The sequence below is a fragment of the Cryobacterium sp. TMB3-10 genome (genome assembly GCF_004402305.1).
Taxonomy (GTDB): Bacteria; Actinomycetota; Actinomycetes; order Actinomycetales; family Microbacteriaceae; genus Cryobacterium; species Cryobacterium zongtaii.
Genome location: NZ_SOGH01000002.1, coordinates 197,038 through 220,525, shown reverse-complemented (window position 1 = coordinate 220,525; position 23,488 = coordinate 197,038). Strand labels below are relative to the sequence as shown.

Annotated in this window: 25 protein-coding genes; 13 read left to right on the top strand and 12 right to left on the bottom strand. The window is 62.4% G+C overall.

Translation table 11 applies throughout. From position 1 onward, the window contains the following. Positions 1–101 precede the first annotated feature (101 nt). The 4 genes from E3T22_RS01120 to E3T22_RS01105 all read right to left on the bottom strand — a co-directional run bounded on the left by E3T22_RS01120 (position 102) and on the right by E3T22_RS01105 (position 2,368). Positions 102–386 (bottom strand): thioredoxin family protein, encoded by a 285-nt coding sequence (locus E3T22_RS01120; RefSeq protein ID WP_134479787.1) that lies wholly within the window; start codon positions 384–386, stop codon positions 102–104. After that, positions 383–1,075, bottom strand: coding sequence for a peroxiredoxin family protein (locus E3T22_RS01115; RefSeq protein ID WP_134479785.1), 693 nt, complete (start codon positions 1,073–1,075; stop codon positions 383–385). The genes E3T22_RS01120 and E3T22_RS01115 overlap by 4 nt, the downstream gene beginning before the upstream one ends. Continuing rightward, positions 1,075–2,022 (bottom strand): cytochrome c biogenesis CcdA family protein, encoded by a 948-nt coding sequence (locus E3T22_RS01110; protein WP_134479783.1) that lies wholly within the window; start codon positions 2,020–2,022, stop codon positions 1,075–1,077. The genes E3T22_RS01115 and E3T22_RS01110 overlap by 1 nt, the downstream gene beginning before the upstream one ends. Positions 2,023–2,101: 79 nt before the next feature. Beyond that, positions 2,102–2,368 carry a hypothetical protein gene (locus E3T22_RS01105; protein WP_088456548.1) on the bottom strand — a complete coding sequence of 89 codons (267 nt, stop codon included), beginning with the start codon at positions 2,366–2,368 and terminating at the stop codon, positions 2,102–2,104. A gap of 624 nt (positions 2,369–2,992) precedes the next feature. On the opposite strand from E3T22_RS01105, the gene E3T22_RS01100 reads away from it, so the two are divergent. Both E3T22_RS01100 and E3T22_RS01095 read left to right on the top strand, forming a co-directional pair. After that, complete coding sequence (locus E3T22_RS01100; protein WP_134479781.1) at positions 2,993–3,715, top strand: bifunctional 2-polyprenyl-6-hydroxyphenol methylase/3-demethylubiquinol 3-O-methyltransferase UbiG; 723 nt, start codon at positions 2,993–2,995, stop codon at positions 3,713–3,715. A gap of 227 nt (positions 3,716–3,942) precedes the next feature. Then, positions 3,943–5,373, top strand: a complete 1,431-nt coding sequence (locus tag E3T22_RS01095) for a protein kinase (RefSeq protein WP_134479779.1) — start codon at positions 3,943–3,945, stop codon at positions 5,371–5,373. A gap of 82 nt (positions 5,374–5,455) precedes the next feature. Here E3T22_RS01095 and ppk2 read toward each other — a convergent pair whose 3' ends face one another. Then, the gene (gene ppk2 / locus E3T22_RS01090; protein ID WP_088456552.1) at positions 5,456–6,280 is read right to left on the bottom strand and encodes a polyphosphate kinase 2; all 825 of its coding nucleotides are present in this window, start codon (positions 6,278–6,280) and stop codon (positions 5,456–5,458) included. Positions 6,281–6,429: 149 nt separating this feature from the next. Between ppk2 and E3T22_RS01085 the strand changes: the two genes are divergently transcribed. Further along, the gene (locus E3T22_RS01085) at positions 6,430–7,410 is read left to right on the top strand and encodes a diacylglycerol kinase family protein (protein WP_134479778.1); all 981 of its coding nucleotides are present in this window, start codon (positions 6,430–6,432) and stop codon (positions 7,408–7,410) included. Positions 7,411–7,482: 72 nt separating this feature from the next. Further along, a complete protein-coding gene (locus E3T22_RS01080; protein WP_134479776.1) occupies positions 7,483–7,656 on the top strand; it encodes a DUF3618 domain-containing protein in 174 nt (57 codons plus the stop codon). On the opposite strand, the gene E3T22_RS01075 is transcribed toward E3T22_RS01080, so the two are convergent. Continuing rightward, the gene (locus tag E3T22_RS01075) at positions 7,583–8,398 is read right to left on the bottom strand and encodes a bacteriorhodopsin-like (protein ID WP_088456555.1); all 816 of its coding nucleotides are present in this window, start codon (positions 8,396–8,398) and stop codon (positions 7,583–7,585) included. The genes E3T22_RS01080 and E3T22_RS01075 overlap by 74 nt on opposite strands. Positions 8,399–8,554: 156 nt before the next feature. Here E3T22_RS01075 and E3T22_RS01070 point away from each other — a divergent pair, with 156 nt between their 5' ends. The 3 genes from E3T22_RS01070 (at position 8,555) to E3T22_RS01060 (ending at position 10,844) form a co-directional block, all read left to right on the top strand. Further along, on the top strand, positions 8,555–9,013 hold the full coding sequence (locus E3T22_RS01070; protein ID WP_088456556.1) for a MarR family winged helix-turn-helix transcriptional regulator: 459 nt from the start codon (positions 8,555–8,557) through the stop codon (positions 9,011–9,013). Positions 9,014–9,263: 250 nt separating this feature from the next. Next, the gene (locus E3T22_RS01065; protein ID WP_134479774.1) at positions 9,264–9,848 is read left to right on the top strand and encodes a hypothetical protein; all 585 of its coding nucleotides are present in this window, start codon (positions 9,264–9,266) and stop codon (positions 9,846–9,848) included. A 111-nt stretch (positions 9,849–9,959) separates the two neighbouring features. Continuing rightward, positions 9,960–10,844 carry an NmrA family NAD(P)-binding protein gene (locus E3T22_RS01060; protein WP_134479772.1) on the top strand — a complete coding sequence of 295 codons (885 nt, stop codon included), beginning with the start codon at positions 9,960–9,962 and terminating at the stop codon, positions 10,842–10,844. Between the two features lie 641 nt (positions 10,845–11,485). Here E3T22_RS01060 and E3T22_RS01055 read toward each other — a convergent pair. Then, a complete protein-coding gene (locus E3T22_RS01055; RefSeq protein WP_088456559.1) occupies positions 11,486–11,731 on the bottom strand; it encodes a hypothetical protein in 246 nt (81 codons plus the stop codon). An 891-nt stretch (positions 11,732–12,622) separates the two neighbouring features. On the opposite strand from E3T22_RS01055, the gene E3T22_RS01050 reads away from it, so the two are divergent. Continuing rightward, on the top strand, positions 12,623–13,828 hold the full coding sequence (locus E3T22_RS01050) for an epoxide hydrolase family protein (protein WP_134479770.1): 1,206 nt from the start codon (positions 12,623–12,625) through the stop codon (positions 13,826–13,828). On the opposite strand, the gene E3T22_RS19530 is transcribed toward E3T22_RS01050, so the two are convergent. Next, positions 13,768–14,085: a helix-turn-helix domain-containing protein gene (locus tag E3T22_RS19530; protein ID WP_304988800.1), complete on the bottom strand. Its 318-nt coding sequence runs from the start codon at positions 14,083–14,085 to the stop codon at positions 13,768–13,770. The two genes, E3T22_RS01050 and E3T22_RS19530, sit on opposite strands and share 61 nt — an antisense overlap. Before the next feature lie 167 nt (positions 14,086–14,252). On the opposite strand from E3T22_RS19530, the gene E3T22_RS01040 reads away from it, so the two are divergent. After that, a complete protein-coding gene (locus E3T22_RS01040) occupies positions 14,253–14,873 on the top strand; it encodes an NADPH-dependent F420 reductase (RefSeq protein WP_134479767.1) in 621 nt (206 codons plus the stop codon). 111 nt (positions 14,874–14,984) lie between these two features. Continuing rightward, positions 14,985–15,191 (top strand): RNA polymerase sigma factor, encoded by a 207-nt coding sequence (locus E3T22_RS01035; protein WP_240632499.1) that lies wholly within the window; start codon positions 14,985–14,987, stop codon positions 15,189–15,191. Between the two features lie 89 nt (positions 15,192–15,280). Here the strand turns inward: E3T22_RS01035 and E3T22_RS01030 are convergent, their stop codons facing one another. The 3 genes from E3T22_RS01030 to E3T22_RS01020 form a co-directional block, all read right to left on the bottom strand. Continuing rightward, a complete protein-coding gene (locus tag E3T22_RS01030) occupies positions 15,281–15,838 on the bottom strand; it encodes a hypothetical protein (protein WP_134479765.1) in 558 nt (185 codons plus the stop codon). A 174-nt stretch (positions 15,839–16,012) separates the two neighbouring features. After that, a complete protein-coding gene (locus tag E3T22_RS01025) occupies positions 16,013–16,843 on the bottom strand; it encodes a DUF2382 domain-containing protein (RefSeq protein ID WP_370291300.1) in 831 nt (276 codons plus the stop codon). A 106-nt stretch (positions 16,844–16,949) separates the two neighbouring features. Next, positions 16,950–17,609, bottom strand: coding sequence for a hypothetical protein (locus tag E3T22_RS01020; RefSeq protein WP_174776214.1), 660 nt, complete (start codon positions 17,607–17,609; stop codon positions 16,950–16,952). 250 nt (positions 17,610–17,859) lie between these two features. On the opposite strand from E3T22_RS01020, the gene E3T22_RS01015 reads away from it, so the two are divergent. Further along, on the top strand, positions 17,860–18,378 hold the full coding sequence (locus E3T22_RS01015; protein WP_134479764.1) for a Chromate resistance protein ChrB: 519 nt from the start codon (positions 17,860–17,862) through the stop codon (positions 18,376–18,378). Positions 18,379–19,014: 636 nt separating this feature from the next. Further along, positions 19,015–21,525, top strand: a complete 2,511-nt coding sequence (locus E3T22_RS01010) for an excinuclease ABC subunit UvrA (RefSeq protein WP_134479762.1) — start codon at positions 19,015–19,017, stop codon at positions 21,523–21,525. Positions 21,526–21,691: 166 nt separating this feature from the next. On the opposite strand, the gene E3T22_RS01005 is transcribed toward E3T22_RS01010, so the two are convergent. Continuing rightward, entirely contained in the window at positions 21,692–22,231 is a 540-nt protein-coding gene (locus E3T22_RS01005) for an ABATE domain-containing protein (protein WP_240632204.1), read from the bottom strand. Positions 22,232–22,378: 147 nt separating this feature from the next. Here E3T22_RS01005 and E3T22_RS01000 point away from each other — a divergent pair, with 147 nt between their 5' ends. Continuing rightward, positions 22,379–23,446, top strand: a complete 1,068-nt coding sequence (locus tag E3T22_RS01000; RefSeq protein WP_088456569.1) for an LLM class flavin-dependent oxidoreductase — start codon at positions 22,379–22,381, stop codon at positions 23,444–23,446. Positions 23,447–23,488: the final 42 nt, after the last annotated feature.

The following is a 23,488-nucleotide window of genomic DNA, read 5'->3' as shown; positions in this document are numbered from 1 at the left end:
GCTCCATAGGCGCTACCGTCCTTGCCTGCGGGGAGAGCTGGAACTGGGTGTAACCGTCAACTTCGATGACGAGCTCGCCAGTGCGTTCGCCTATGCCTCCGTCAGCTGGGGCCCGCGGGTGGGCGTGTGGTGGGCCACTCCACTGAGGAGAGATGGCGGCGCAATTTCTTTTCGGACAAGCGACCGTAGCTGAACAGCTCGCCGTCGATCAAGATGCCCGGGGCGAAAACGATGCCGAGCCGGTTCGCAAGATCTCGGCCTTCGGCTGATGCCAACGGAATCTCCACGATGTTGAAGGGATACTCGTCGGCGAGCTGCGCCAAGGTGTTTTTCGCGTCCACGCAGGAGGGGCAGGCCTCTTGGGTCAGGACGGTGACCATCATCATCCGTTCACCCCGGCAGCCGTCATGTCGGCGAGAAGGTCGGTCATGGACACGTACATGGTGTAATCCGGGGCGCCACCGTAGTCGGCTCGCCACTGAATGGTGCCGTCAGGCCCGACAAGGATGAAGCTGTGTCCGGCGCGGGAGTCGCCCATCATGCCGTAGTCGTTCGCCCCGTACTCTTTTATGACGTCCATCTTCGTGTCCGCCAGGGCGATGGAGGCGAGTTTGTCATCTTCCATCTTTTGCGCAATCAGGTCTACCGGCCCGCTGGTGATTGTGAGCACGGCGTCGACTCCGACGGCAGTGAGCTGATCGGATTCGGCGTCCAGGTCACGCATCTGGTCCCAACAGGGCTGGCAGCCCAGTCCCTCATGGAAGTACAAGAGCACCGATTTGCCCGCGTAGTCAGTCAAATCCACGGTGTCCCCCGATGTGGACTCCATTGCGAATCCCGGGGCCATCTCTCCCACCCCCGGAGATCCCACCGCGTAGTCAGCCGCATCGTCGCTCCTGACCATAGGAGCGGACTGGGCCGGCTGGGCGGGTCCGGAGGGCTCCTGGGCGAGAATAAGGAAAAAGGCGCCGAAAATGGCCACGACCACGCCGGCACCGATCAGCACGGCAAGGCGGTTGGTGTTCATTTTCAGAGGCCGCATCGCTGCGGCGCGCTTCTTGTTGCGTGATGCCATTACTGTGATTCCTTTGCGGTGTCGTGACAGGCCGGAGCGGTCGAACCGGCCGCTACCTGCACTGCCGTATCTGGCTCTGTCGCGGAAGAGGTGTGACCTCCCTGTGGGCGTCGGGCGAGCAGCGCCTTCCACACCAGGGTGGCGAGGGCGATGAAGACCACGAGGGCCGAGAGCCAGCCGGGGATGAAGCCGACGGACTGCTGAATATCCACAGCTGTGTGGTTGAGCCAGGCGGTGACCCGAACCTGCCAGCCGTCGGGTGCCATGCCGATGCCGCGAACCGCGATGATCATGGTGACGATACCCATCCCGAGCATCAAGCCACCGGACAACAGGCTCGACAGCGGCAGCCGTCGTCCGCCGGGCCACAGGGCGACAGTGCGCGCCGTGAGCAGCCGGCTATTGCTCCAGTCCTTCCGATCCCACACCAGCGCAAGGACACAGAGCGGAGCGACCATGCCGAAGACGTAGGCAATACCGACCAGCGCTGCCGTAGAAATCGACGACGCCGCCCCGGACATCGCGGCAACTCCGGCCAGGACTGGTGCACAACAGGCACTCGCCGCGCCAGAAAACACGCCCAACCCGTACACGGAACCGATTCCTGACCCTGAACTCTTCCCCGACGGCATCGGGAGCATCAACTTCCACCCCACCAACGTGGCGACACCTACGACGACCATGGCAATTCCCACCGCGCTGAAAATCCAGAAGTGGTACTGCGCCAGGGCGCGGCTAACGATCGCGGCGCCCAACGCAATGGGCAGGATGATCGTGCCGACACCGGCAGCGAAAACAAGTGTCATTCCCAGGATCTGGCCGCGACGGCGGAAGCTCGACGCGAAAAACGCCGGCAGCATGACCGACACACAACAGGGGGCCAGCAGGGCGACGATGCCGCCTAAGAACGAGGCGAGGATTGTGGTGGAGAGCAGGACCTGCTCCATGTATTGCTCCTTCAAAAGTGCACGGACTCACCGCCGTGCCGATGCCGTGGGGACGGGCGGACGGGCGGACGCCCGAGGGTCAAGCCTGGGTCGTAGTCTTCGCGGCTTCGTTGGAGCCGGTGTCGCTGTGGACGGGTGATTCCCGCGGGGCGGCAGCGTCCTTGTTTTTGCTGCGCATCATCATGAACGTCATCCCGATCATCGTCACGGGGCAGGCCAGAACCGCTGCGAGGGGAAGTGCCTCGCCGATCGATCTTCCGGCCACGAGCAGGCCGCCGAGAATAACGACACCGATCAGAATCATGCCGATGAGATGCGACTTGCCACCGTGGTTGTGCCCGTTCATGGACCTTCTCTTCTCTGGGGTTCGGTTGGGTGGACTGCGTCCCCTGGTGGTGGGTTTTTGCCTCGGCCGTTTATGGGGAAGATCCGAGCAATCGCCCACACCCCGAGAACGACGAACACCACACAAATTCCGGCGAGAATCGGCCACTCGCTCATGACCATTACTTCCTCCTGCTGGAATGTCCTGTCATGACTCTGGTTCCTCCACCCGCGGTTCTCGATGCAGGTTTGACGAAGAAACGATAAAGAAGGAGCGTCCGGTCCGAGGGTTTGTGGGCCCGGAGACTTCGTTTACGCATCGCTGAACGGCGACAACGCTGTGGCGCCGCAAACCAGGGCCTCGTGAGATCGACCGTCGCAGCGGCGCCGACCGACCTCAGGACGCCCGAGAAGGGGAAAATGAGTTATTGCCAACTTTTGCGACTTGTGATTGCATTTTTCTAAAGCGTGTTTGCGGCGAGAGCTTCAACGACCGGCCACGGAGGATGACGTTGCGAGCTCCGCAGAGTCATCTCCCCCAGTCCGACTCGGAGAGGGCTATTTGCGCGTCTTGAAATCGATCGCCTCACCGCCGACACAGTTCCGGCTGCTCCTTCCAGTCCTGGAGTCGCTATCATGACGCGTGATGGCACAATTGACCTCCCCGGTACTTCAGGCGCTTGGCCGATTCAACGACCGGCATCCTTGGTCGCACAACGATGCCTACTCAGGCTGGATCGTCTATCAGGCCCGACGCGTTCACAACCGCGGAGGGTCACGCGCACTCGACGTCGGTTGTGGCACCGGGCATCTGGTCGAACGCCTGTCCCGCGAGCTCTCCGACGTGCGTGGCATCGAACCAGACCCGGCCAGCGTAGAAGCGGCGCGTTACAACACGCGGGAGCTCCGCAACGTGGTGATCAGCCGATCGACGTGGGCCGAAGTCCGCGACACCCCGTATGACCTGATCACGTTCGTGGCGGTACTCCACCACCTCCCCCTTCAGGAAACTCTGCGCAGAGCGAGCCTGCTCGTCGCTCCAGGAGGCCGTCTGGTCATCGTGGGCGTCGCCCGTGAAACCGCTCGCGACATCCCGTTGTCGCTGATCTCGACACTGCTCAATCCGCTGGTCGGCTTGGCATTGCACCCGCGCCCGGCCGACCGCTTGCCCGCTTACATGCGCTCCCCCATCCAGCCGCCCACGGAAACATACGCCGAGGTCAAGGCCGTTGCCCGACGGGTGCTGCCCGGTATCACCCTGCGGCGCAGCCTGTTCTGGCGGTACACGGCCGTTTGGACGGCACCACCGTCGTCCTCCCAAGTCCGCCGGCCAGTATTTCGCAGCAGACTACGCCGGGCTACCGGTTGAATCACTCAAGTCGTGAAATCGATCGTACCGACGGATAGCAGTCTTCAAGAGCCCGCTCCGCCGAAGGAGTCCGTCCGACGCTGCCGAACGGAATCGATCAGACACGCAGATGCGAAATGCAGCCCGCAATTTTGGTGGCGGGCGTGACACATTCGCCTCGAGCTACGTCTTAGAAGTGGATACTCCGGACCGCCTGTGGTGGAGGCGCCACGAAACAAGGGTTCACTATGGACGCAATCACATTGGCCGGGCGCTCACCTGAGGTCACCGCAGCCGGACCACCGCGACTACGCGGACGTTACCGGTTGCTGGAACTGATCGGTCGAGGCGGCGAGGGCTCTGTCTACCGCGCCAGGGACGAAACGCTGGGTCGTGATGTCGCGGTGAAGGTCTTCGAGGCGTCCGCGACAACCGAGAAGGACATCCGTCGTCAGGAAGACGAAGTGAACCTCTTGGCGAGCCTGAGCCACCACAGCCTCGTCACCCTGCTCGATGCGGGTGTCGACCGCACGGATGTGGGCCGGCCACGTGTCTTTTTCGTCATGGAGCTCGTCACCGGCGCGGATCTCAAGGTCCAGCTCGAGCGGGGCACTCTCTCGGCTCGTCAGATAGCGCACATCGGCTACGACCTGGCTGAAGGCCTGCAGTACATCCATCATCGGGGTGTTGTGCATCGGGACGTCAAGCCGGCCAACGTCCTGCTTGTCGACTACAACCACGGCGGCGCTCGATACCGCGCGAAGCTGACCGATTTCGGCATCGCCCTGGTAGGCGCCATCGACCGCCGAGACCCGGACGCCGTGACGACGGGCACGGCCGCCTACCTCAGCCCCGAACAGACGCGGGGTCAGACGCTCGGCTCGGCCAGCGATGTCTACTCGCTGGGGCTCGTTCTTCTCGAGTGCTTCACTCGCACCATCGCGTTTCCCGGCGACCCGATCCCGTCGGCACTGGCCCGGCTCAGAAAAGACCCCTCCATTCCGCCCGGCATCGCCCCGGAATGGCGGGCGCTGCTGGCTGCAATGACCGCCCGCGACCCGAAGGACCGCCCCTCCATCCACGATCTGGTCGTGGCGCTTCGCCAGATGGTCGCTGCCGAGACCGGCCGGCACCGAGATGTGGCGGCGATTTCCGCGCCTTCGACCGAGGAAGCCCGGATGCTCGCGGTCGCGCGCTATCGACTGCCGGAAGCACCGGCCGACGGGTCCTTCGACCGCGTCACGGCCATTGCCGCCCGAGTGTTCTCCGTTCCGGTCGCGCTCGTCACGATCGTCGACCAGGACCGGATCTGGTTCACGTCCCACCACGGCCTGGAGATCGACCACATTGAGAGGCACCCGGGGCTCTGCGCCTCGGCGATCCTGGACGACGTGCCCTGGGTCGTCGAGGATGCCCGGTTCGACCCCCGGACGCTGGCTAATCCCCTCGTCGCCAGCGATTTCGGCCTCCAGTTCTACGCCGGGGTGCCGTTGCGCACCCGCGACGGACACAACCTCGGCACTCTGTGCGTTCTCGACTTCGAACCGCGCCAGGCCTCGGAAGAGGAACTCGCCACCCTCGGCGACCTCGCTGCGGTGGTCATGAGCGAAATGGAACTGCGCCTGGAAGGTCGGCGATCTGCTTTGGCGCTCAAAAGCGCTACTTCGACGCCGAGCTGACCCGCCGAACCCGCCGGGTCACCGTGAACTCGCCTGACGCCCTGCGAGCCGCGGGGCACCCTGCGCGAAGCATGAGACCTCCCTATTTCTTCTTCAGAGTGTTGGCGTGATCAGTGACCAGGCTCGCCTCATCCTTCGGGGGCCGCTCGTAGTCATTTGCTTCCGGGCGATCGGGAATAGTCACTTCGTCCGGCACCCGGTGCTCATAGGGGATGTTGGACAGAAGGTGCTTGATTGAGTTGATTCGTGCCGCACGCTTGTCATCGCTCTCAACCGTCCACCACCGTGCAAACGGAAGGTCCGTGACAGCGAACAAGTCATCCTTGGCTCGCGAGTAGTCCTCCCAGCGGGTAATCGAAAAGAGGTCCGTCTCGGAGAGTTTCCACCGGCGCATCGGATCTTCCAGTCGAGAACGGAACCGGTCTTCCTGGACCTTGTCAGACACAGAGAACCAGAACTTCACCAGAATGATCCCCTCGTCAACGAGCATCTTTTCCACCAAGGGCACCTGCTCGAGAAACAGACGGTATTGCTCATCGGTGCAATATCCCATCACCCGTTCGACGCCACCACGGTTGTACCAAGAGCGGTCCATCAAGACGATCTCCCCGGCGGTGGGAAGCCGTTCAATGTAGCGCTGGAAATACCACTGGCCCTTCTCTCGCTCGCTCGGAGTGGGAAGTGCGACGACCCGGGCGGAGCGCGGATTCAAATATTGGACGATCCGCTTGATCGCGCCGCCCTTGCCCGCGGCGTCTCGACCCTCGAAGATGACCAGCACCCGCGCTCCGGTCTCAATGACCCATTGCTGCATGCCTACGAGCTCGGCTTGCAACCGTTCCAGCTCATCCTCGTATAGAGGTTTCGGAACGCGCTTGACCGCACCTGTTTTCTTCGACTTCGACACGGCTGTCCCTTCATCGACCTACGGCGGCAGCCCGAAACACGCGGCCGGGACGATCATAAATCCTGTGCGGCGACAAGCGCGAGGTTAGAGCGCAGATTCGTTCCCTGCGAGCATGCTCATCTCTGTACTGCCTGGTTTACAGTGGCTCAATGAGTGATGTCACGCTTCGGAACGCCGCTGTCGTTTACAACCCCGTCAAGGTCGATCTCGATGCCCTCCGAAACGCTGTGAATGCGGAGGCAGCGGCCGGGGGGTGGTCTGAGAGCGTCTGGTTTGAAACGTCCGTCGACGATGTCGGCCAGGGCGTGACCGCGAAAGCGTTGGAACTCGGCGTTGATCTGATCATCGTCGCCGGCGGTGACGGTACCGTGCGCGCTGTCATCGAGGCCGTTCGCGGGCACGACGTGCCGGTTGGGCTTATACCCTCCGGAACGGGCAACCTCCTCGCGCGCAATCTCGACCTCACCCTCAGTGACATGCACGAGAGCGTGCGCGCAGCATTCACCGGTGAGGATCGCGCCATTGATCTGGGCATGATTCGTATCGAGCGAGACGACAAGTCGCGCGACGAGCACGCGTTCGTGGTGATGGCAGGTCTGGGCCTTGACGCAAAGATGATCACGAACACTGACGATGATCTCAAGGCAAAAGCCGGCTGGGCAGCCTATGTGAAAGCAATCGTCAAGTCTCTGCGTGACCCGGATGAGCTGCACATGCGATTCCAGATCAACGACGGCGCTGCCAAGCGAGCAACGGTGCACACCCTGATCCTCGGCAACTGCGGATCGTTGCCGGCCAATATCTTGCTGATGCCCGAAGCAGTGCTGGATGACGGTTTGTTCGATGTCATGATGACCCGGCCAGGCGGTGCACTGGGCTGGATCAGGGTATGGGTGAAAGTGGCCTGGACCAACGGCATCGTTCGTCGAACCAAAGCGGGCAAGGCCCTCGCCGGGGAACAGAAGAACGACGGCGACCTGCGCTATGAAACCGGCTCTGAGTTCACCGCACGCTTCTCTCGACCCGAGGAAATAGAACTCGACGGTGACGCGTTCGGCAAAGCCGTTGCCTTCAAAGCCTGGATCGAGCCCAGCAAGCTCCGCATCCGCATTCCAGTCACAACCGCATAAGAATCCTCGCACCAACCACACCACCCAGAACTTGCAGGCGGAGTATCTGCATCACGCGGAGAACCGCAACGAGTGGCCTGCCTATTCGAAGTCACCCGTCGCGGCCTTGGCGCCGATGTCGACGCGCTTGCTGACAAAGCCACGCCCAGCAAGATCGTGGACCGCCAGAAAGTCAGACGCGCGCAGGCGCCTCATCGCGGGAGCGCTCAATACCGGCGAATGTGGGGTCGTCGTCGAATGACTTAATGCGTGCCACCTGGAAGATGATCAGCGCATAGACGGCCTTTGCCAGAATGTCGGCGATCGAATAGCCGACCTGTTTGTAGACCCAGGCATCAGGACCGGCGATGTCCAGCAACGGCAACAGATAGGCAATCGGGTAGACACCCCAGCTCAGCAACAGCAAGAAACGCAGCTGGCTCAGGATGCGGCGCACGCCCACGGGTTGTTTGTTCAGCGACTTACCCAGCTGGACGAACAGCACATAGAGAATGTAGGCGAACGGGATGGTGGACAGCAGCCCGAACAGGCCACGGATGCCGTTGTCGCCACTGATCTCTCCGGGGTATCCGAGGATGATCATGAGCGCGGCGGCCGGAACGAGCCGCACTAGCAGCCCACGTTGCACGGACCGGGCCAATGCGAGCACGGCAATGAGTTCCACCAGCAGCAGCGGTACCGTGAGGAGCCAGTCCACGTAGCGGTAGCCCTCGTTGAATCCTTCGCCGACCGCCTGGCTGTAGTCGGCCTGGCCGCCGACGCCTTCCGTCACGAAGGCCGCCTTGAACGAGTCGAAGATGCGGAAGTAATGGTAGGCCGCGATGCCGCAGACGACGATGGCCACCGTGATGGCCTGGCGATACCGCGGCAGGATGCGTGGCAGCGAGATCAGCAGAAAGACCGCCGTGAACAGCTGGGCGGCGATGACCAGGGACAAGGAGTTGTAGACCGTGTCGTACTGGCCGGGCGAGAGAATATCGGGAATCATGATCTACTCCATCGGTTTTGACGGTGCCTGATTTGCCTTAGCCACTAAGTGACTTACTCAGTAAACTACATTTTCACCTTGTTTGGGGTGAATTAGGTACGATTACTTCACAACGCCGCGTGGGCGGGGCTTGGCCCCACGTAGGCCGGAGGAGACATGACCCAACCCGAAGCACTCGCGCATACCCTCACCGGTTTTCCGGCGGCGGCCACTGCATTCGTGAGCGCCCTCGACGCCAACCGCCAGCGCATCGCGCAGGATGTCGGCGTGAGCGCGACCGAGCTGCGCGCCCTGTTCCGGGTGGGGCGGTCGGTGAGCATCACCCCCAAGGAGCTGGCCGCACACCTAGGCATGACCACGGGCGCGATCACCGCGATCGCCCGCCGGTTGGTCGACGCGGACCTGCTGCACCGGGTGGATCACCCCGGCGACCGGCGCAGCCTCTACCTGGAGTTGACCCCGCTCGGGCACGAGGTGATGGGCGGCATCCACCGGGACTTCTCGGAGATGCTCGCCGCCTCGACCAGTAGTTTGAATGCCGATCAGCTCGCCGCCTTCACCGAGGCCCTCACCTCGGTCGCAGCCGAGGTGCGCAGCCGGTCTGCGCGCCCCTGATGCTCAGAGCAGTGACGTGCTCGTTGCCGGAAACGGCACGCTGAAACTCACGCCCCATTGTGCCTGCCGGGTGCTTTACACCGCCTCCTCCCCCACCGCCGCACCGTTGATTTCCGTGAACTTCCCGTATGTCTTCCGTTAGGGGACCGGTGTTGCGCCCGGGTGTCCGTTAGGACTGAAGAATGACTACTCCTGACAGCCCCACATTGGAGCCCCTTAGACCCAGCGATCTGGGAATGAGGTCTGGCTCATGACTCTCACCGCGATGATGCCGTCCCTCCGGCGTACGCTCGCCGATCCTCTCAACATCGATGCGTGGCCCGAATCTTCACACGCCACCACCACTGATGTCATCGTCTCCGGCGTGTCCATGCTGCGGCTCGTCGACGTGTGCCAAACCCCGTGCGTGCATACTGCTACCGCCGTCATCCCCGGCACTCACGGGCGGAGATCGCCGTACCGGGACGCCGCCGTCGTCGTCGTGCAGGTCACTGCGGTTCTGAGGAACTTCGACGCCGCACGTGTGGTCCTCATCGACGCGCGCCTGGACAATGTGGACGCGACGTGGCGGGAAACCCGACTCATCGGGCGAGCCTCGACGGTCAAGAGCAGCACCGCGATTCTGCTCTCCGGCGAATCTCACGAAACCCCCGGTCTCGGTCGCGGCATGGTGGAGCTGCCCGACGATCTCCGTGAAGGTGACTTACTCGCCATCCCCTGTATGGGTGTTGTCGCACTCCGCGATATCCGGGCGCGGCCGCAGTTCGAAGACGACACAGTGGCACCCCCCGAGCGTGACGCCGTTGCCTTGACCTGGCTGGCACAACTCGCATAAACCGTGAGACCGGGTCAGCCGGCCTATTTTCGGTGTGAGACTGGGCATACCGACGCTGTCATCGGGGAAGAATCCCACGTGTGAAGGTCTCGGAGACGGCGATGGGGCGCAATGCAGGCACGAGAGTGGAAGAATCCGGTGTTGGTCACCGGCGCGACCGGGAATGTGGGTCGGGTGGTTGTGCAGGAGCTTTTGGATGGTGGCGCCCGAGTGAGGGCGACCGGTCGTAGCGTCGAGTCGGTTCGGCGGGTATTCGGCGACCGGGTGGAAGCCGTTGCTCTTGACTTCACCGACCCAACTACCTGGGAAGCCGCCTTTGCGGGGGTGCAGCAGATGTTCCTCATGCGCCCGCCGCACTTGGGGAAACCAAAACGTCAGATGATCCCGGCGTTGGAGTACGCCCGCGACCACGGGATCTCGCAAATCGTGTTCCTGTCGCTGCAGGGAGCAGGGAAGAACACCATCGTGCCGCACGCGGCGATCGAGGCGTGGCTTCGTGACTCAGGCGTGGCATGGACTTTCGTTAGAGCATCCTTCTTCCACCAAAATCTGTCCACCACCCATCTGACCGATATTCGCGACCGGGACGAGATCATGGTCCCCGCACGCAACGGAGCGACGGCATTCGTGGATGTTGAAGACGTCGGAGCCGTTGCGGCCGCGGCGCTTCTGGATCCGTCAGCGCATGTGAACACCGCGTGGACGGTGACCGGGAATGAAGCGCTGACCTATGCACAGATTGCCGAGATCCTCACCCACGAACTGGGCCGGCCGATCCGCTACGCGCGGCCCGGCATCCTGCGGTACATCGTGCATGCCCGCAGGAAGTTAGGAATGCCATGGGGCATGGTCCTCGTCACTGCGGCGATTTACACCACCGCCCGGCTGGGCCTGGCCGCGGGCCTGACCGACGATGTCCGTCAGGTCCTCGGTCGCGACCCAGTCGGGTTCGCAGTGTTCGCCCACCGCGACCGCTCGGTGTGGACTCCGCGATAGTTCGGAGCGAGCGCGCGCCGCGGTAGAGCATTCAGCGGTGCTGACGATCCTGTTTCAGGACGAGGTCGCGCTCGTGTCCGTTGGATGCTCGTGAGAAGTATCCATGTCGGTGTATTCGCCCTCCACCTCCGCCCCCTCGCCGTTTGCTTCCGACGGCCCTGCTGCTGGCTCAGAATCGGTGTATTCGCCATCAGGAGCATTCTCGTTTTTCATGAGCTTCTCTCTCGAAGGGAGTACTGAGTTTATCTCTTGTAGCTGGCCCGTGTTCGGGTCCATCATTCTCGGGTGCCGCTCCCCAGTGGATTGGTGAACGTTAGGAGACGATCAAGTTCTTGCCGGGAGATCTCGAACCTAGAGCTATAACGCAGAAGATTAGGGTGGGCTGAATCGATCCTTGTATCTCCTAATGGGACCCGAACCCATGAAATGCGAGACGTAGGAGATCCCTCCTGTTCCCCCAACGAGCGGCAGATGACTTGTCTCGCATCTGTAGGATTCCGAGATGAGATTGCCCCTTGTCTGAGTTGCTCACGTTCGCCTGTTCGCGTTCTGGTAATTGAGGTTCCAGTAGCGAGCCACGAGGCACCTCCACCTCAGAAGCGCGCGGTATCACTGCGGTGAATCCGGCTAGTCTTAACGGATCAGACAGGGCGTCGCGGGTCACCGGGACCACCCCTCGTACCCTTGTGTGCCTCTTCGATGATCCGGACGTTCTTTACAACGGCGCTTTCGGTCATGAGCAGATCGAGCGAAGTGACGAACAGTCGGGCGATTTCTTCACTGCTCACATCAGGGCCGGGCACGTCGACCCGGAACCTCTGGGCCTGAAGTCCACCCTCGTTCGAAAACACGATCTCTGCATCGAAAACAGCGCGATATTCGGTCATCTGGCAACACTAACGAGATGGTCGTTGACGAACACGCTGCCCCGCGGTACCAACTCAGCGATCACGCGACGCAACAGATAACCATCGCGCGCACGAACCCATCATTTGATCAGCCTTCGACCGGTTGGACTAGACGCCTCGCAACCCATGGGATAGGAGACGCAAAAGATCCCTCCTGTTCACCCGACGAGCGGCAGGTGACTTATCTCGTATCTGGACCCGTCTCGCATCTGTAGTGTTTCGAGTCAAAGGAACTTGCTGGACGGCTGTCCCCGTGGCCTAGGTGCCCGCATTCGATATGTCTATTGAATGGTGCCAGAAATCGTCTGCATCAGTTTCAGGACTCTTCAACACAGCTGTAGTCGGGCTTGTCCGAGAAGCCCGTGGCGGAGCATTTGGTCGACCGAATGGTGGGGCATCGTCGCGGTGGCGAACACAGCGTTGCGGCCGGGAGTCGCCGTGAATCTGGAATTTCGGAACGGTGGCATTCAGGCATTCGGGAGAGCGACTTCCGGACCATCAATGGCCTCCATCCTGGTGGCAGGTGGTCGAAAAGGCGAACAATGCAATGGCAACAGCGGGTAATCCTGCAACGCGAAGGCGACGAAGAAGCCAAGAGCCGAGTGGTTGGATTGCGTAGTTTTCCTTCTTATGGTTGTGGCTGTTGGGGGGGGATTCGTTAACCAGTTGTACTCGATTGCAGTTGAAAGCGTGCGGTGTGTGGTGTTGTCGGCGCAGGCGGACACGGCGTCAGGCAGATCGGGGGGGGCGGTGTCAACGCCCTAGGTTGTCATAGAGACGGCGAACTGCGGTCCACTGGATATCTCGACGGGAGTGACTTTCGACGGGCTGCAAGAGTTGGTGGGACGAGTCCATCGGTAGAGTTTTGCGATGAAGAGTTTTCACATCAAGGTGCCAGAGTCGGATCTTGTTGATCTACGGGATCGGCTTCTTCGTACACGCTTGCCGGAGCCAACGCCTGGGGCGGAGTGGGCTGCTGGAGTTCCGAAGTCCTACTTGCAGAATCTCGTCACCTACTGGGAAGCCGAGTTTGACTGGCGTGCTCAGGAACGTTGGTTGAACTCATTCCCGCAATTTACTGCTGACATCGACTCACAGTCAGTCCATTTTGTTCACGTGAAGTCATCCCATCCTCATGCCGTACCTCTTGTCTTGAGCCATGGATGGCCGTACTCGTTTGCCGAGATGCTCCCGCTCGTCACTCTCTTGTCCGACTTTGACCTCGTCATTCCCTCATTACCCGGGTTCGTGTTCTCCGACGCCCCCACCGGATTCTTCACCGACACAAGCACGGCGCGCACGATACACAAGCTGATGACAGATGTCCTCGGCTATGCCCGGTACGGCACCTATGGTGAGGACATTGGCGCCTCCGTCAGTCATAGCCTGGCGTCACTCTTCCCGGACTCGGTGCTCGGTATCTTCGTCACACACCCCGCAGTGCCCCAGGTTGACGACCGGAAAGACCTCTCCGCGGCAGAAGACGCCTTCATTGCATGGCTCGACGCCGAATGGGAGGACGAGACCGCGTATGCGCATCTGCAAAGCACCCGCCCCGACACGGTCGCCGCCGCCTTGAACGACTCGCCCGCTGGGCTTGCCGCCTGGATTCTCGAAAAGTTTCGTTCCTGGAGCGACAGACGAAGCGGCCCGACGGAACTCACTCTTGATGAAAAGTTCTCTCGCGACGACCTTCTGCGAACGATTTCGCTGTACTGGTTCACCCAATCCATTGGGTCATCATTCCGCTCCTACTACCACCTGCGGCACCGCGAGAAGCGTGGTGCCGTTCACGTCCCGACGGGCATCGCCGTCGGGACAGGAGACCTCGGATACCCCCGTGAACTTGCCCAGCGCACGTACACCGACATTCGAAGCTTCGCCGTGCTCCCTCATGGTGGTCACTTCACGGCTAAAGAGGAACCCGAACTCGTCAGCGCCAACATCCGGGCCTTCTTCCAAGGGCTCCTAACCGAACCGGACCCGACGCGACCTCCCGATGGCGCCCGGGGCGTCTATTCGGAGGTCGGAGAGGTGTCGGAGGTCGAAAGTTCTCGGCCGTCAGATGGCGATTGATCAGCTGCTGTAGCGTCAGCCCACTCCTCCGCCCAGGAAACAAGCGGCCCGAACGCCGCAGGTAGAGCGGCTCCAAGCGAGGACAACTCGTATGAACCGTCGTGCTGACGGGCGACCAGCTTCGCTTCAGTGAGTTCACGAAGTCGGAGAGTCAGCGTCGAAGATGACATCCCGTCGCACTCTCGTTGAAGTTCCAAAAACGTGAGCGCGTGGCCCTGCAATTCCCAAACAATTCTCATGCTCCATCGCCGCGTCATGAGGTCGAGCAGTGCGAACAGCGGCCGCCCTGTTCGCGAACCCTTGGCAGGTCTTCCTGGAAGAGGGGTGGTTGACATAAAGCCACACTATCGCTTGCGCTTCGATATTCGAAGTGGTAGCTTCGGCTTCACTTCGATAGTCGAAGTGATCAGGGTTGGGAGCGGAAATGAAGATCGGAATTGTAGGCGCGGGCAACGTAGGCAAGCTGTACGGCGAGCAGTGGGTGAAGCGAGGCCACGAGGTCGCGTTCAGCTATGTGCGCGATTTGGGCCGTCTCGAAGATTTTGTCGGCCGGCTAGGTTCGTTGGCGTGCGTGCTTGAGGTAGAGAAGGTGGCAGCATTTTCGGACGTGGTCGTTTTCGCGCCGCCATTCGAGCTGATTGCGCACGCGGCAGCGCTCGTCGGTCCAGCATCAGGAAAGGTGGTCGTCGACACCACTAATCCTTTCAACCCAGAGCGCACTGGGTTGGTCGATCTCGGCACCAACACTTCGTCGGCGAAGGTCGCAGACTTGTTCCCGGACGCCTTTGTGGTCAAGGCCCTCCATAATTTGTCGGTAGATCAGGCCGCCGCTGCCATCAACCAGACTCCCCCCGTCATATTCATAGCCGGGGACAACAACGAGGCCAAGGACACGGTGGCGCGCTTAGTCGTCGACGCTGGGCTCAGTCCCTTTGACACGGGTGAACTAACTACCGCCGATCTGAGCGAAGCACCTGGCCCCTTGTTCATGAACGTGTACAGCATGTCGGCGGTCGCCGAAGCGGTCGCGATCGCCCGCGGCTGACTGTCCCCTAACAAACTCGAGCCACCCCGACTTCGCGGTAAGTTGGCGCACGATCGAACGGAGCTCTCGTTCGACATCCCGGCCACAAGCGAAAGCAGCCCCTTGGACGTCGTGGAGTTGCTGCTCCAGGACGACGCCTTTACCCTGGCGTTGAGCAGCCTTCCCATCAATCAAAAACGTGCCTGGCTCATGCGCGAGTTCGCCGGCTGCACCTACTCGGTCATCGCGCTTGAACTCGTAGTTCCGGAGTCCACCGTGCGCGGGCTCCTGGCCCGATCGCGTCACACCCTTGCCCGGGAATTGGCCTCCTGGCGCTAAATCGCGAGACCGCTCTTCCCGGGGAGAGCGGTCTCGCCGCCGACAGGTGCCGGCCCGGGTCGAATCGACCCGGGCCGGGGATGGGGCGGTTAGCGCCTGATAGCGCGTTGGAGCCAGCTGGCTTTGGCCGACGGCACCGGCCGCTGCTGTTCGCCCTGCTGGGCGCCGAGCACGATCAGGATAAGCGTGACGACCGGAGTGACCCACTGCAGGATGCGTTGCTGGTTCTGGGCGGACGCCAACTCATCTGAGGTGACCTCGCTGGGTTCGGTGGTGCCCTCGACCGCTTCGCCTGCGTTCGCGCCCATCTTCATTCCCAGCACGCCGGAATACACGCTGGTGCCGATGCCGACCAGCGTGAGTGCCAGCTTGACGCCGGTGTTCACCCGCCCTTCCTTCTGGGCGGCGAGCCGCTCGGTGTTGCCCAGGATCAGGCCGACCCCGCCGAGGCCATGCGCGGCCATGGCCGCCCACTGCACCGGCGCCCAGTGCTTCCAGCCCACGCTGGACACCGCCAGCCGTTCCCGGGGGTTACTGACGGAAGCGGCAGCGCTGTTCAGCCCCACCGCGCCCATCAGCGAACCACCGAACCAGGCGGCCAGGCCCACATCATGAAGGCTTCGAACGAGAGTGTTGCGTTGTGACATACGTCTGCTCCTCTTAGTTGTTTCAGGTCGCGAAAACTCTTGGCCGTTTAGGCTTCGAAGGCTTCCGCGCGAAACGTCATGACCAACTGAATAGCACTGGGCCGCACGGTCGCGCCTCCCACGGCACCCGGACCCGGGGACCGAAGCCTCCCGGGCCTGGCGGTTCTTCAGGTGCTAAATGGTGTCGTCGCGGGCACGGCGGCCCTTGCGCTCGATGTCTGACTCGTCGTAGTCGATCTCTTCTTTGCGCACGTCTTCGGAGACCCGCTGGTCTTCGGTCACCGTTTCGGTGCCCAGGCGGACCCGCTCCACCGGAACGGTTTCTTTATCCACCACGACGCGCTCCTCGGTGAGCTGGACTTCGTGCTCCTCGTCACTGAGGTCGGGACCGGAGTTGGCGTTGCCGCGGTTGGCGTCGGTGATGGGTTCACGTTCGAGGGTGACCTCTTCGTGGCTCACCGGTACCGTGACGGTCTGGTTCTCCGTCACCACGTGCTTGCGCAGTCGGGCGCGGCCAGCGGACACCTGCTCCTTGCCGACGCGCAGCTGCTCCTCGGAGCGGGTCATCGCTTCGTCGGTGGTGGGCCCGGAGGTGTCGTATCCCTCGGTGCGACGGTCACCGGCAGCGGCATCCGTGCGGGTGTCGTCGGAGTTTCCGGTGTTGCCGGTGCTCTGGCCGACGGTGGATCCGCTGAGGCCGTAGTATCTGTAGAGGGCGTCTTCGTCGGCGCTCTCCAGCGCGCCGTCGGTGTCGATGCGGGGGGCATCCTTTACGACATCCTTCGCGAAGCCGATGTGGAGCTCGTCGCCGGTCCAATCGGCAGTTTCAAGGGGCGCGAAGGATTCGCTGGTTCCGAACAGTCCGGTCTTCACCGTGACCCAGCTGGGCTGGTTGGTGGACGAGTCCAGGTACACCTGGCCGACGGTACCGACCTTGCGGCCCTCGGTGTCGACGACGTTGGCACCGATAAGGGAATCGATGTTGTTGGTGTTGATCATTGTCATTTCTCTCTTCCTACTTCGCACGCCGGACCAGTTGCCCGGCGGTGGTGGGGCGGTGGATCGAATTGAGGATCAGGGTTGATGCAAGGGTGCTGTTGAGTGGTGCGGACTAGCGGCCGAGGCCGGCCTTGTCGACCTTGCGGTGGTAGCGCATTCCGGCGAGACCGCCGAGGATGGCGCCGCCGAGGCTGACGACGGCGATAGCGATGGCCGTGATGATGCTGCCGAGGGCAAGGTCGCCCTCGTTGATGGGGATGCGCGGGAAGCTGTTCAGGTTGGCGAGGACGTTGAACTGACTGCCTGCTATGGCTCCCACGACAGCCAGCACCACAGCCACGATCAATGCCCAAAGCCAGACGGCGATGCCCTGCTTCGCGCCGCTGAACCGCGCCATCCGCCCGGCGACATAGCCGCCGCAGAAGTATGCGACGAACACGACGACCCCGAGCGCGATTGCCCCGATTAGGCCCACCGTTGCGGCGTTCTCGGTTGCTGCCCCCGCTGCCTGCTCTGGGTCGGCCTGCGTGCCTAGCCCGACGGCAGCGCCGGCGCCGACGACCAACGCGGTAAGCAGCACCGCCGCCCCTGTAGCGGTGAGCCAGCCGAAGAAAGCGGTGCCGAACCGCATGCCGCCGAACTGTTCCTTCTGCTTCGCCACAACATCCTCGCGGATGGTGTTACCGCTGGTGGCTGCGTGAGCGGCCGGCTGGGTGTCGCCGGATGTTTGTGCTGGCGGCACCTGGCGGGGTTCGTTCTGCGCTGAGGTCATGAGGTTCTCCTTCGAACGAGGCTGCCGAGTGGAACGAATGCGTCTCGATGGCCGGTGCGGCACATCCGCCGAATCATCGGCTACCTATCTCAGACGGTCAGACCCGGCGCATCGTCACGCTCCAAAGTGAAGTTTTCTCAAAAATCGCGAGACGGATACACGCAGGCCTTGGGACGTACCCAGCCGGAATTCGTTCCCCCCAATACCGGCACTCTCAAGATGCCCCACTTCGGGGCGCGAACCGAGAGGTGTGGCTGAAGGCTACCTGCACCACCGTGTGGCGATATGGCGGGAACTCAGACGGATGGGAGCCGTGCCGGCGACGGCGGGTGCTTGGGCGGTACCGAACTTGCTAGCCTTCACCGAGCAGGTGCCGGCCGTTCGCGAACTTGCGGAGCGGGGCGAGGGAACCCTTGCAGTGTTCGAGGTCACCGGCCAAAGCCAAGCTGACGCTTCAATCCTGCGGGACGCTTTCGCTGCGGCGCGCAGAGATGAGTGGAACGAGTTCATCGCTGATTGCGGCAAGTTCGATGCGGAGATCGATCGCGAGTTCGCGAAAGAGAAGTTCACCTTCGGCGAGTTGGAGGAGGAAGAGCAGAGCCTCGATCGACTCCGCCGCTGGCACCGCGATCTCATGCGACGCGACGCACTGGCTTTGCCCGATGCGGTGCGGGCTGCGGAGCATCTTGCGCAAAGTACGGAAAAACTCGCTGTCTATTCCGAGAGGGTGTTCGAAGTAAATCTCCCAGCCGACCCATCTGAGGGTTGAGAGATTCGGGCTTCACCGGCGGCGTCGCCCCCGGCTCGCGAGCATTCGGGGTGTCCGCGAGGCATGGTTGGCAGCCCTACTCCGTCTGCCTCAGGGCCCGATCTGGGCGTACGTTTCCGGCGCACGTGAGCCGTCCCTTACGGCGCCAGCTCGCCAACTCTATTTCTGGGACCGGAAGATTCGTATGCCCGCCACGTTCATGACGCGGATATTCGTGATGCGAGGCCTTCGCTGACAAAGTCCGCGACCGATTCTTATCCACAGGAGTCGCGGGAGACGGTACCCGACGATCCAACTGATTTCAGCGCGCTCGATTCACCTGGACAAAAAGCGAGCAGTACATTCCACTCCGGTCGCTCCGTGATCACCACACCCACCTAGTTACGTTGAGGTAACGGGTTACCCAATGCAATCCTTGACGAATCACCGCGGCAAGTAGACATACAGAGCGCGACTATGCACCACCTGTTGTGGCGGATACCTGCTTCGGCGCACCCGACAGCGGCGACGTGCCAGCAGCGATGATGCCTCTTCGGCCCAGTACCGAACTGGAGTCGACCGTGCGGTAGGTTCAAGCTCGAGTTGCCTGAACCCAACGTTGCAAATGACACACTGAAGGCTCCAAGAGAGACAGATATGACCATCAGTCAGCCGACGTCGATCAAAGTTCGTGGTGCTCGAGTCCACAATCTCAAGAACATCGATGTAGATGTCCCCATCGGCCGTCTCGTCGCGATCGCGGGTGTGTCCGGTTCGGGGAAGTCGTCGCTCGCGCTCGGTGTTTTGTATGCGGAGGGCTCGCGTCGCTACGTCGAGGCGCTTTCGACGTACACGCGTCGACGGATGTCGCATGCCACGCGTGCAACGGTGGACTCCGTTCAGCATGTACCCGCCGCCTTGGCGCTCCGGCAGCGGCCGGGAGTGCCTGGCGTTCGGTCGACATTCGGTACATCGACGGAGTTGCTGAATGTGCTGCGGGTGATGTTCTCGCGTCTCGGTTCCCACTTGTGTCCCAACGGGCATCGCCTTGCTCCCACCATCGACGTCGCTGCGAATAAGGACCTGGTCTGTCCCGAGTGCGGTGCCTCGTTCTACCCGCCCGGCGCCGAAACTCTCGCGTTCAACTCAGACGGCGCCTGCACCGTCTGCACCGGCACAGGCACAGTGCGCGACATCGATGATGAGACTCTTGTCCCCGATTCTTCGAAAACTATCGAAGGCGGAGCGGTAGCTCCGTGGGGCATGTTCGGACTTTCCGTGATGCCCCAGGTCGCGGCCGAACTCGGCGTGCGCATCGACGTACCGTACCGGGACTTGACTGAGAAAGAACGATGGATGGTCACGGATGGCCCCGCCGTGAAGCGGGAGATCCGGGTCCCCTCGAAGTCGGGAAAGCTCTTCGACCTGAACTTCACCTACCGCAGCGCCAGGCAGGCCGTCCGCGAGGCGATTGACAATGCGACCAGCGAAGCTGGACTCGGTCGCGTGAACCGGTTCATCACGGCACACACGTGCCCGTCGTGCCACGGCACTCGGCTGTCGGACCAGGCGCTCGGAAGCGAAGTCGACGGCATCAACCTCGCTGAAGCGGCCGGAAAGGACCTCGACACGGTGCTTTCCTGGGTATCGACGATCCCGAGCACAGTCGACTCCGATCTGCAGCCGATGGCATCGCTCATTGCCGGCCAGTTCGCCGAGATGGGCCGACGTCTGCTGCAACTGGGCCTGGGATACCTGACCCTCGACCGTGCCAGCTCAACGCTCTCCACCGGAGAACGCCAGCGGGTGCAACTGGCTCGGGCCGTGCGCAACGAAACCACCGGGGTCCTCTACGTCCTCGACGAACCGTCCATCGGCTTGCATCCGGCGAACATCGACGGCCTCATCGGAGTGATGCGCGACCTGCTCGACGACGGGAACTCTGTCATCCTCGTCGATCACGACGTCCAGGTGCTACGTGAAGCAGACTGGATGATCGAGATCGGACCAGGCTCTGGCGCGACGGGCGGAACGGTGCTCGCGCAGGGAACAATTCCACAGATCGGCGCCAATCCCGCTTCCCTGATCGGCGACTACCTCACCGGACGCGCCGACGTCATCACCAGAACGCGCGCCGGCGAAAAGGAGGTATTCGCAGACGGGACGATCCGACTCGTCACATCCGCCATGCACACCGTCCACGCCCTCGACGTCAGCATCCCGAAGGGTCGGCTCACCGCAGTGACCGGTATGTCCGGCTCGGGCAAGACCACTCTCGTCCTCGACAGCCTTGTCCCCGCCATCGCCGCGGCACACGGGGGCGGTGCGTTACCTTCGCACGTCCGGAGCCTGGACGCTGCCGGCCTGGCAAGCGCCAATGTCGTCGACGCCACCCCGATCGGCACTAATGTGCGCTCCACCGTGGCAACATACAGCGGCGTTCTCGACGAACTTCGCCGCGCATTCGCAGACACCCCCGCAGCGCGCGACAACGGCCTGAAGCCGGGCGACTTCTCGTACAACACCGGTTCGCTCAAGTGCCCGCGATGCGAAGGCACGGGCCAGGTCGTGCTCGATGTCCAGTTCCTTCCCGATATCGACATCCCCTGCCCCGATTGCAACGGCACCCGATACAGACCTGACGCCGACGACATCCGAATTGCCACACGGCAGGGCGACCGCACTCTGCCCGAAATCCTTGCCACCACCGTCGCGGACGCTGCCGAATTGTTTGCCGACCGCCCCCGTATCAAGAAGAAACTCCAGACCCTCGTCACGCTCGGACTCGGGTATCTGACACTCGGCGAAGACACTCCGTCGCTTTCCGGCGGCGAAGCGCAACGACTCAAACTCGCAACCGAGCTCGGCCGAAAGCACACGGGCACCCTCTTCATCCTTGACGAACCTTCGGTCGGCCTTCACCCGCTGGATACCCGAGTGCTCCTTGGCGTCCTCGACCAGCTTCTAAAAACAGGTGCGACCGTGATCATCATCGAGCACGACCTCGACATGATCGCCAACGCCGACTACGTGGTCGACATGGGCCCGGGCGGCGGCACGGCCGGTGGCCGCATCGTGGCCACCGGCCGCCCGCAAGAGATCTCGAAGAATCCCGAGAGCGTCACAGGGCGATACCTCGCGGCGTCGATGCGCGGTTACGAGCCATGAGCGTGTGCAGCCACTGAGAACGGCATTTCGCGATCAGTGAGTGTGGTCCCGGCCGAAACACCTCGCCGCGATCGCACGCGCAGGCTGTGTCCCGGACCCGATGCGCCAGAGGCGAGCCCCCGATTACCGGCGCCGCTCACCGTCGTTCGAGCTTGACCCTCTCCCGTCATACGGCGGGAGACTGGTCCTGTTTCCGGGCGTAGGCGCGATTGGCCCGCTGCCTGGCGCCGCAGCGTTCCGAGCACCACTGCCGCCTTGCGTGCGTTCGAATCATGAACCGATCACAGGGTGCGGATGCGCACTGCGCGATGCGATGCGCATCCGGGCCAGTCAACAACGCAGCGGCATCCTCGGCGATGTGGGCCATGGCGTGAGCGACGAGCTGGCTCGTTGGATGGCTCGGAACCCGGAGCAGCCCTTCGTCGGGGTCGAATCGCAGCAACGACGCGCTGGGCACTGCGGTCAGGGCGCGGTTGATGCCGCTCAATGTTTCGGCATTCGGCGCGACACCTTCGGTGCGCGACTCCAGCGCGTTCCGCAGGTTCGCTCTCAGATCCGTGAGCTGAAGTTGGCAATAGGCCAGCAATCCAGTATCGGCGGGTGCGAGGGCGTGCATGACGAGCCACGCGGTGGCACTTTCCGGGCTGTTGAGCTCATCGACCCGCTGCCCGCCCGGGAGGGTGACGATGCTGTTGACCAACGCCAAGCACGGATGCTCGGCGGTGCCCGGAGCGAGGGGCAATGGAACCTTTGTCATAGCACTCACGGTATCAGTTGCACTTTGCCGTGATAAGACCTTAGAGTGAATTGTCACGTCAAAACCAATATTATTCCGTGACAAGTTAGGTAGTATATGAACAATCCGAGCCCTTCCGGCACCGCCCCCTTCGTTTTGTCGATACTCGACAATGCATTCACCGGGGTTGGCCACCCGGTAGAGGAAACGTTCCACGAGATGATCTCGCTCGCGCAGCTGGCCGACCGGCGCGGTTACCAACGGTTCTGGATGTCCGAACATCATGCAATGCCCGGTGCCGCCATCTCGTCCCCGCAGCTGATGGTGGCTCGGCTCACCGGCGAGACCGAGCGCATCAGGCTCGGCGTGGGCGGGATCATGCTGCCCAACCACGTGCCCCTGGTGGTCGCCGAACAAATCGGCATGCTCGACGCGCTGGCTCCAGGACGGATCGATCTCGGCCTCGGTCGGGCTCCGGGCACCGACGGAGCAACCGCTGCGGCCCTGCGCCGTCACCACACGGCGAACGACGAATTCCCCGAGCAAATCGACGAACTGCTCGGATTCTTGGGCAATGACTTTCCGCCGGATCACCCCTATCGTGATGTGCCCGCCGTGCCGGGCCCGTGGCAGGCGGAGCAGAACCGGGTCCCACGATCGGAGACCAGCGCTGATATCTGGGTTCTGGGATCATCGACCTACTCCGCGCACGTTGCCGCCCGCCTCGGTCGGCCCTATGCCTTCGCACTGCAGTTCGGCAGCGCCGACATCCTGAATGCCATGCGGATCTACCGCGAGAACTTCCGGCCGTCTTCGTTCCTCGCGGAGCCATACAGCCTGGTCAGCATCGGGGCGATTGCTGATGAGAATCCCGCCGAGGCGCGGCGCCAGTCGACGTCCACCGCCATGGCAATGCTGAGGATGTTCCAGCGTAAGCCCTTCGCGCTGCTTCCTCCCGAGGAAGTGGAGGCCTTCCAGGCCAACGTGCAGGAGCGACAAATCATTGAGGAATACACCGATCGGACTCTTCATGGAACCGCCGGCCAGGTGGCCGCAGGCCTGGAAGAGCTTCAGGCACAAACCGGTGTCGACGAGGTGATGCTGGTGGTTTCGGGATACTCGCGCCGTGCCCAGTCCCGCACGGTGGAACTGATCGCCGACCACTACGGCATGCCCACCCACTGAGGGCGGTGATTCGCGGGTAGATAAAGCGGTAGAGCCAGTCCT